Annotated in this window: 5 protein-coding genes; all 5 read right to left on the bottom strand. The window is 73.6% G+C overall.

The features are described 5' to 3' along the window. Positions 1 to 25: 25 nt before the first annotated feature. Positions 26 to 1,495, bottom strand: a complete 1,470-nt coding sequence (gatB, locus tag C1I99_RS25760; RefSeq protein ID WP_111136779.1) for an Asp-tRNA(Asn)/Glu-tRNA(Gln) amidotransferase subunit GatB — start codon at positions 1,493 to 1,495, stop codon at positions 26 to 28. Between the two features lie 13 nt (positions 1,496 to 1,508). Next, on the bottom strand, positions 1,509 to 2,984 hold the full coding sequence (gene gatA, locus C1I99_RS25755) for an Asp-tRNA(Asn)/Glu-tRNA(Gln) amidotransferase subunit GatA (protein ID WP_111136778.1): 1,476 nt from the start codon (positions 2,982 to 2,984) through the stop codon (positions 1,509 to 1,511). Positions 2,985 to 3,054: 70 nt separating this feature from the next. Next, a complete protein-coding gene (gene gatC, locus C1I99_RS25750) occupies positions 3,055 to 3,360 on the bottom strand; it encodes an Asp-tRNA(Asn)/Glu-tRNA(Gln) amidotransferase subunit GatC (protein ID WP_111136777.1) in 306 nt (101 codons plus the stop codon). A 143-nt stretch (positions 3,361 to 3,503) separates the two neighbouring features. After that, entirely contained in the window at positions 3,504 to 6,110 is a 2,607-nt protein-coding gene (locus tag C1I99_RS25745) for a bifunctional diguanylate cyclase/phosphodiesterase (protein ID WP_111136776.1), read from the bottom strand. A 261-nt stretch (positions 6,111 to 6,371) separates the two neighbouring features. Next, positions 6,372 to 8,507, bottom strand: a complete 2,136-nt coding sequence (ligA, locus tag C1I99_RS25740; RefSeq protein WP_111136775.1) for an NAD-dependent DNA ligase LigA — start codon at positions 8,505 to 8,507, stop codon at positions 6,372 to 6,374. Positions 8,508 to 8,633 lie beyond the last annotated feature (126 nt).

The following is an 8,633-nucleotide window of genomic DNA, read 5'->3' as shown; positions in this document are numbered from 1 at the left end:
GCTAGTCTCGTGGGCTCGGAGATGTTTATAAGAGACAGGTCTTGGCGTCGGCCTGGCCGCGCGTGGTCTTCATGACCGCGCCGACCAGCGCGCCGGCCGCGGCGACCTTGCCGCTGCGGACCTTGTCGGCGATGACCGGGTTGGCGGCGATCGCCTCGTCCACGGCGGCGATGAGCGCGCCGGTGTCCGAGACCACCTCCAGGTTGCGGTTGGTCATGATCTCGGTCGGCGATCCCTCGCCGGCCACCACGCCCTCCAGGACGGTACGGGCCAGCTTGTCGGTGAGCTTGCCGGCGTCGACCAGGCGCTGCAGCTCGGCGACCTGCCCCGGGGTGGCGCCGACGTCGGCCAACTCCACGCCGGACACGTTGGCCCGGCGGGACAGCTCACCCAGCCACCACTTGCGGGCGGCGGCGGGGGTGGCGCCGGCGGCCACGGTCGCCTCGATCAGCTCGACCGCGCCGGCGTTGAGCACCGACTGCATGTCCGCCTCGGACAGGCCCCACTGCTCCTGCAGCCGCCGCCGGTGCAGCCGGGGCAGCTCGGGCAGGGCGGCCTTCAGCTCGGCCACCCAGGCCGGGTCCGGCGCCAGCGGCACCAGGTCGGGCTCCGGGAAGTACCGGTAGTCCGTCGCGGTCTCCTTGGACCGGCCGGGCGTGGTGTCCCCGCTGTCCTCGTGGAAGTGCCGGGTCTCCTGGGTGATCCGGCCACCCGCGTCGAGCACCGACGCCTGCCGGATGATCTCCGACCGGACGGCCCGTTCGACCGACCGCAGCGAGTTGACGTTCTTGGTCTCGGTGCGGGTGCCCCACTCCTGGCCGGGCAGGTTGAGGGAGGTGTTCACGTCGCAGCGCAGCGACCCCTCCTCCATCCGCACGTCCGAGACACCGAGCGAGCGGATCACGTCGCGCAGCTCGGTGACGTACGCGCGGGCCACCTCCGGGGCGAGCGCGCCGGTGCCGGCGACCGGCTTGGTGACGATCTCGACCAGCGGGATGCCGGCCCGGTTGTAGTCGACCAGCGACTCGGTCGCGCCGTGGATCCGGCCGGTGGCGCCGCCGACGTGCAGCGTCTTGCCGGTGTCCTCCTCCAGGTGCACCCGCTCGATGCCGATGCGCACCAGCTCACCGCCGACCTCGACGTCGAGGTAGCCGTCCACGCAGAGCGGCTCGTCGTACTGGCTGATCTGGAAGTTCTTCGGCATGTCCGGGTAGAAGTAGTTCTTCCGGGCGAACCGGCACCACTCGGCGATGGAGCAGTTCAACGCCAGGCCGATCCGGATGGTCGCCTCGATGGCGGCCTTGTTGGCCACCGGCAGCGAGCCGGGCAGGCCGAGGCAGACCGGGCAGACCCGGGTGTTCGGCTCGCCGCCGAAATCGGTCGGGCAGCCGCAGAACATCTTCGTCCGGGTGCCCAGCTCGACGTGGGTCTCCAGGCCGATCACCGGTTCGTAGCGCGCCACGACCTCGTCGTACGCGGGCAGTGTCGTCGTCATCGGTGCTCCTGCCTCACAGTGCCGGTGGGGTGAACGTGCCGACGGCGCTCTCCAGCGCGGCGGCGACCCGATACATCCGGTCGTCGGCCATCGTCGGGGCCATGACCTGCAGACCGACCGGCAGACCGTCGGAGAGCCCGCACGGCACCGAGATACCCGGCCCGCCGTACAGGTTGGTCGGGATGGTGAACAGGTCGGCCAGGTACATCTGGTACGGGTCGGCGGTGCGCGCGCCGATCGGGAACGCCACGAACGGGGTGGTCGGCGAGATCAGTGCGTCCACCCGCTCGAAGGCGGCGGTGAAGTCGCGGGTGATCAGGGTGCGGACCTTCTGCGCCTGCCCGTAGTAGGCGTCGTAGTAGCCGGACGACAGCGCATACGTGCCGATCATGATGCGGCGCTTGACCTCGGGACCGAAGCCGGCCTCCCGGGTCAGCGACATGACCTCCTCCAGCGACCGGTTGCCGTCGTCGCCGACCCGCAGGCCGAACCGGACCCCGTCGAACCGGGCCAGGTTGGAGGAGCACTCGCTCGGCGCGATCAGGTAGTACGCCGGCAGCGCGTACGTGAAGTGCGGGCAGGAAACCTCCACGATCTCGGCGCCCAGCTTGGTCAGCGTGTCGACCGCCTCGCGGAAGGCGGCCATCACGCCCGGCTCGCCGCCCTCGCCGGCGAACTCGGTGACCACACCGAGCTTCACACCGGTCAGGTCGCCGGTCGCGCCGAGCTTCGCCGCGGTCACCACATCCGGCACCGGCTGCGGGATGGAGGTGGAGTCACGCGGGTCGTGCCCGCCGATCACCTCGTGCAGCAGCGCGGCGTCGAGCACGGTGCGGGCGCACGGGCCGGGGGTGTCCAGCGAGGAGGAGAAGGCGACCAGGCCGTAGCGGGAGGTGCCGCCGTAGGTGGGCTTCGCGCCGACGGTACCGGTGACCGCGCCGGGCTGGCGGATCGAGCCGCCGGTGTCCGAGCCGATCGCCAGCGGCGCCTCGTACGCCGCGAGGGCCGCCGCGCTGCCACCGCCGGAACCGCCCGGGATGCGGCTCAGGTCCCAGGGGTTGTGGGTCGGTCCGTACGCCGAGTACTCGGTGGAGGAGCCCATCGCGAACTCGTCCATGTTGGTCTTGCCGAGCATCACCGTGCCGGCGGCGCGCAGCCGCTGCACGATCGTCGAGTCGTACGGCGGGCGCCAGCCCTCCAGGATCTTCGACCCGACGGTGGTCGGCACGCCCTTGGTGGTGAGCACGTCCTTCACCGCGACCGGTACGCCGGCCAGCGGGCCGAGCCGCTCGCCCGCGGCCCGGCGGGCGTCGACCTCCCGCGCCGCGGCGAGCGCGCCCTCGACGTCGACGTGCAGGAAGGCGTTCACCCGGTCGTCGACCGCGGCGATCCGGTCCAGGTGGGCCTGGGTGACCTCGACGGCGCTCGTCCCGCCGCCGGCCACCAGGCCGGCGATCTCCGTCGCGGTCATCCGCGTCAGGTCACTCATGCCGCCGCCTCGCTCCGCTCATCGGCGCCCTGCACGCCGGGCACCCTGCCGATCCGCTCGCCACGCTCGCTCATGAAGCCACATCCTCATCCAGGATCCGCGGTACGCGGAACCGCTGCTGCTCGGCGTCGGGCGCGCCCGACAGTGCCTCCTGCGGCGTCAGGCACGGGGTCACCACGTCCTCGCGCAGGACGTTGGTCAGCGGCACGGAGTGCGACGTCGGCGGGATGTCCGCCGCGGCGACCTCGCCGACCTGGGCGACCGCCTGGAGGATCACGTCGAGCTGGCCGGCGAAGGTGTCCAGCTCCTCCTCGGTGACGGCGAGCCGCGACAGTCGCGCCAGGTGCGCGACCTCCTCGCGGGAGATGGCGGCCATCGGTGCCCCCTTCGTGGCTGTCCTGCTGGGTCTGGGTGCCGGCCGCGCGGCGCTGGTGCGTGACGCGCGGTGACCGGAGCGAGTCTATTGTTCCGCGCCGGCGGCGCGGCCCCGACTCCCCCTCCGGGCCCGGGCCAGCCGCCTCACCGGGCGGGCCGGCGGGGGAGCCCGGGGCCCGGGCCGGGAGCCGGGCGCACCGGGCGGTAGCGGGACAGCCAGGACACCAGTTCCTCGGCCGGCATCGGCCGGGCGTAGAACCAGCCCTGCGCCGCGTCGCACCCCGCCGTGTGCAACATCCGCCAGGTCCGTTCGTCCTCCACGCCCTCGGCCACCACCCGCAGCCCCAACGCCCCGGCCAGCTCGATCATCGACCGGACGATGGCCGCGTCGTCCGGGTCCTCGGCCATGCCCAGCACGAAGGAGCGGTCCACCTTCACCTCGGATAGTGGCAGCCGGCGCAGGTGCTGCAACGAGGAGTACCCGGTGCCGAAGTCGTCCAGCGCGATGCCCACGCCGATGCGGTGCAGCCGCGCGATGGTGGCCAGCACCCGGCGCGGGTCGGCCATCAGGGCGCCCTCGGTGATCTCCAGTTGCAGCCGCTGCGGCGGCACCCCGTACCGGGCGAGCCGGTCGGCGATCTGCTCGGCGATCTCGCCGGTGTGCAGGTCCCGCACGCTGACGTTGAGCGCCGCCCGCAGGCCGATCCCGGCCGCCGACCACTTGGCGAGCTGCTCCACCACGTCGTCGACGACCCGGCGGGTGAGCAGCCGCATCACCGCGCTCTGCTCGGCGACCCGGATCAGCTCCTCCGGGTCGACCATCCCGCGCCGGGGGTGCCGCCAGCGCAGCAGCGCCTCGACGCCGACCACCTCGCCGGTGGCGATGGCGATCTGCGGCTGGTAGTACATGGTGATCTCACCCGCGTCACCGGCCGGGTCGCCGTCGACGCCCCACCGCCGGGCCGCGTCCACCCGGGCGGCCCGCCGGCCCGTGGCGGCGTCGGCGCCGCGGCGCCCGTTCGCGCCGTCGTCCGCTGCGGCGCCCCGCCGGCGTACGTGGGCCTCCCCGCGCTCGGCGCCCGGCCGGCGGGGGCCGTCCGCCCGGTCCGGGCCGACCTCGGCGGGGCGGGCGGAGCGCCGGCGGGTCGGATCGGCGGCGGTGAGGATCTGGTTGATCAGCTCGTCGGAGTGCACCGGCTCGGCCGCGCGGCGGCGCCGCGGCCACCGGCGGCCCGAGCCGTTGTCCGGTGGCAGACCGCTCCCGGCGGCGGGCAGTTCGGCCCCATCACCGCCGCGCACCCCGCCCGGCTGGTCCGCCGGCACCACCGGCGCGCCGGGCCCGGCCGTCCTGGCCGCGTCACCGGCGCCCGGATCGTCCCCGGCCGCCGGCACCACCTGGACAACCCCGGCCGGTTCGGGCAGCCCGGTGGGCGGGCCACCGGCCGACGGGCCGGACTCCAGCACCCGGCGCAGGTCGGCGAGGAGCCCGAGCCGCTCCGCGGAGTTGTGGTCGGACTCGGCGGCGTAGACGGCGACCGTGTCGTTGCGGTGCTTGGCGTCGTACATCGCCACGTCGGCGTGGCGCATCAGGGTGGCGAAGTCCTCGCCGTGTTCGGGGAAGACCGCGATGCCGATCGAACCGCCGACGTCCAGCGGCAGGCCGTCCAGCGGCACCGGTTCGGCGAGCGCGCGGACCACCCGGTCGGCGAGTCCCCGGGCCTCGGCCACGTCCGTCAGCCCGGTCATCACGATGGCGAACTCGTCCCCGCCGAGCCGGGCGACCATGTCGTCCCCGACCACCGTGGTCAGCCGGACGCTCACCTCCACCAGCAGCCGGTCCCCCACCGCGTGCCCCAGCGCGTCGTTGACGTTCTTGAACCGGTCCAGGTCGATCAGCAGCAACGCCAGGTGGGCGTCGGGCTCACCCCGGGCCGCCCGCTCGGCGTGCAGGTGCACCTGTTCGCCGATCTCGGCCAGCAGCGCCTTGCGGTTGGGCAGGCCGGTGAGCGGGTCGAGGGAGGCGAGCTGCTGCTGTTCGACGCTGAGTCGGGCCATCCGGTAGACCGCGAACAGCGGGACCAGCACCAGCGGGATCAACGCCGCGCTGGCCCGGGCCGCGGCGACCAGCACCGGCGCGAGCAGCAGCAGGGAACCGGTGGAGAGCAGCTCGAACCCGAGCCCCTGGCGGAGGCCGGGCCACCAGCGGTCGCCGAAGCGCAGCTGCACGGCGGCGCTGACCAGCCCGTAGTTGACCACGAACCAGGCCAGCGTGGCGCCGCCCACCGCCGCCACGTCGGTCCAGCCCAGCCGGCCGCCGTCGAAGATGCCGCCGGGCCCGAGCCGGGTGACGGTGTACGCGACACCGAGGGCGCAGGCGTACTGGCCGGCGTTGAACCCGGTCCGCCAGGCGGCGTGCCCCATCCGCCAGCCCGACACGACCACGGCCACCGCCTGAACGGCCACCGCCGGCCCCAGCCCCCAGCCGAGCAGGATCGCGAAGGTGAAGCAGGTCGACGGGAAGACCGCCGAGGAGTGCCGGCGGCCGGGTGGGACGAACGGGCGGGCGTCGCAGACCACCGCGAGCACCGCCATCGTCCAGAACGCCGCCGGCATCCGGGGCAGCTGACCGGGCAGCGCCGCCAGCGGGGCGGCCGAGATCAGCACGGCCACGGCGAAAACCGTGGCCACGAAGGCGGAGAACGGCGTCGTCCGTTCGGGTGGGACGAAGTTGCGCGGATCGGCGGTCTCCATCACACCTCCCGGACGACGGCTGGCGTGTTCGTTCACACGCCGTGCACCAATGAAACGCCCTCGGTGCCGGTTTTGCCGGTATGACAGTCACGAATCGGTCGTAGTCGTAATTAAGTTGGTATACGCGGCCGAGTGCCCGCAAGATCCCCACAGCACCCCGACGGCTCTGCCGCGCCGCCACCCCCGCACGGCTGAGCGGTCCGGCAGGCGGCGCTCGGCGCGCCGGCGAAGTCGCGGAAGCGGGGCGGCCGTACCGGCGGGTCAGCCCTCGACCCGGGCGACCTTCCGGGCGGCGTCCGGCCCGGCGTCGAGGAGCACCCCGAAGCCCTCTTCGTCCAGCACCGGGACCTTGAGGCTGGCCGCCTTGTCGGCCTTGGAGCCGGGGTTGTCGCCCACCACCACGAAGCCGGTCTTCTTGGACACCGAGCCGCTCACCTTGCCGCCGCGGCTCTGGATCGCCTCGGCGGCCTGGTCCCGCGAGAACCCGGCCAGGGTGCCGGTGACCACCACCGTCACCCCCTCCAGCGGGCGCGGGCCCTCCTCGCCCGCCTCCTCGGCCATCCGCACCCCGGCCTCGGCCCACTTGCGGACCACCGCGCGGTGCCAGTCGACGGCGAACCACTCCCGGATGCTGGCCGCGATCGTCGGCCCGACCCCGTCGACGGAGGCGAGCTCCTCCTCGCTGGCCTCGTCGATCGCCTCGATGGAGCGGAAGTGCCGGGCCAGCGCCTGGGCGGCGGTCGGGCCGACGTGCCGGATGGAGAGCGCCACCAGGACCCGCCACAGGTCGCGCTCCTTGGCCACGGCGAGGTTGTCGAGCAGCTTGACCGCGTTGCTGCCCAGGCTGCCGTCCTTGTTGACGAAGAACGGGGAGCGGGACAGCTGCTCGGCGTCGAGGGCGAACAGGTCGCCCTCGTCGGTGATGATCCCGGCGTCGAGCAGCGCGGCGGCGCCCTTGTAGCCGAGCACCTCGATGTCGAAGGCGCCCCGGCCGGCGAGGTGGAACACCCGCTCGCGCAGCTGCGCGGGGCAGCTGCGGGTGTTGGGGCAACGGATGTCGACGTCGCCCTCCTTCGCCGGGGCCAGCGGGGTGCCGCAGGCCGGGCAGGTGGTGGGCATGACGAACGGGCGGGCGTCGGCGGGCCGCAGGTCGACCACCGGGCCGAGCACCTCGGGGATCACGTCGCCGGCCTTGCGCAGCACCACCGTGTCGCCGATCAGCACGCCCTTGCGCTCCACTTCGCGGGCGTTGTGCAGGGTGGCCAGCGCGACCGTGGAGCCCGCCACCCGCACCGGTTCCAGCACGGCGAACGGGGTGACCCGGCCGGTGCGCCCGACGTTGACGTCGATGTCGAGCAGCTTGGTGGTCACCTCCTCCGGCGGGTACTTGAAGGCGATCGCCCAGCGGGGCGCCCGGCTGGTCGAGCCGAGCCGGCCCTGGATGGAGACCGGGTCGACCTTGACCACCACGCCGTCGATCTCGTGCTCGACGTCGTGCCGGTGCTGCGCGTAGTGGGCGATGTATTCGGCGACGCCGGCCAGGTCGGGCACCACCCGCCAGCGGTCGCTGGTCGGCAGCCCCCACGCCTTGAGCGCCGCGTACGACTCGGACTGCGCCGTCGGCTGGAAGCCGCGCCGGGCGCCGATGCCGTGCGCCACCAGCCGCAGCGGCCGGGACGCGGTGATTCGCGGATCCTTCTGGCGCAGGCTGCCGGCGGCCGCGTTGCGCGGGTTGGCGAACGGCGCCTTGCCCTGCTCCACCAGCCCGGCGTTGAGGTCGGCGAACGCGGCGACCGGGAAGTAGATCTCGCCACGGACCTCGAGGAACTCCGGCACGTCGGGGAACTCGTCCGAGTGCGTCAGCTGGCCCGGCACGTCGCGGATGCTGCGGACGTTGGCGGTGACGTCCTCGCCGGTGCGGCCGTCGCCGCGGGTCGCCGCCCGGACGAGCCGCCCGCGTTCATAGGTGAGGTTGATGGCCAGCCCGTCGACCTTCAGCTCGCAGAGGTAGGGCACCGGCCCGCCGGCGTCCCGCTCGACCCGCTCGGCCCAGGCCGCCAGCTCCTCGTCGGCGAAGGCGTTGTCGAGCGAGAGCATCCGCTCGGCGTGGGCGACCGGGGTGAAGTCGGTGGAGAAGGTGCCACCGACCCGCTGGGTCGGCGACTCGGGCGTCCGCAGCGCCGGGAACTGCGCCTCCAGCGCCTCCAGCTCGCGCAGCTGCCGGTCGAACTCGGCGTCGGAGATGGTCGGCGCGTCCAGCACGTAGTAGCGGTACTGGTGCTCGGTGAGCTCCTGGCTCAGGGTGGCGTGCCGCTCCCGCGCCTGCGGGGTCGGCTCGGCGCCGGCCGCCGCCTCCTGCGCCGGGCTGACCTGCTGAGGGATGGCTTCCTCGGACACCGCTGTGACCTCCCGTGTTTCCGCTACCCCGGCACCGTATCCGGCGGGTGGGACATTCCGCCGCCCACCCGCCACCTCACCCTCCCCCCTTTCTCTTATACACATCTCCGAGCCCACGAGACTAGC

This window comes from Micromonospora deserti (assembly GCF_003236335.1).
Lineage (GTDB): Bacteria > Actinomycetota > Actinomycetes > Mycobacteriales > Micromonosporaceae > Micromonospora > Micromonospora deserti.
Note: the sequence above shows the minus strand (reverse complement) of the source record. Positions and strands in the feature narration are given on the sequence as shown.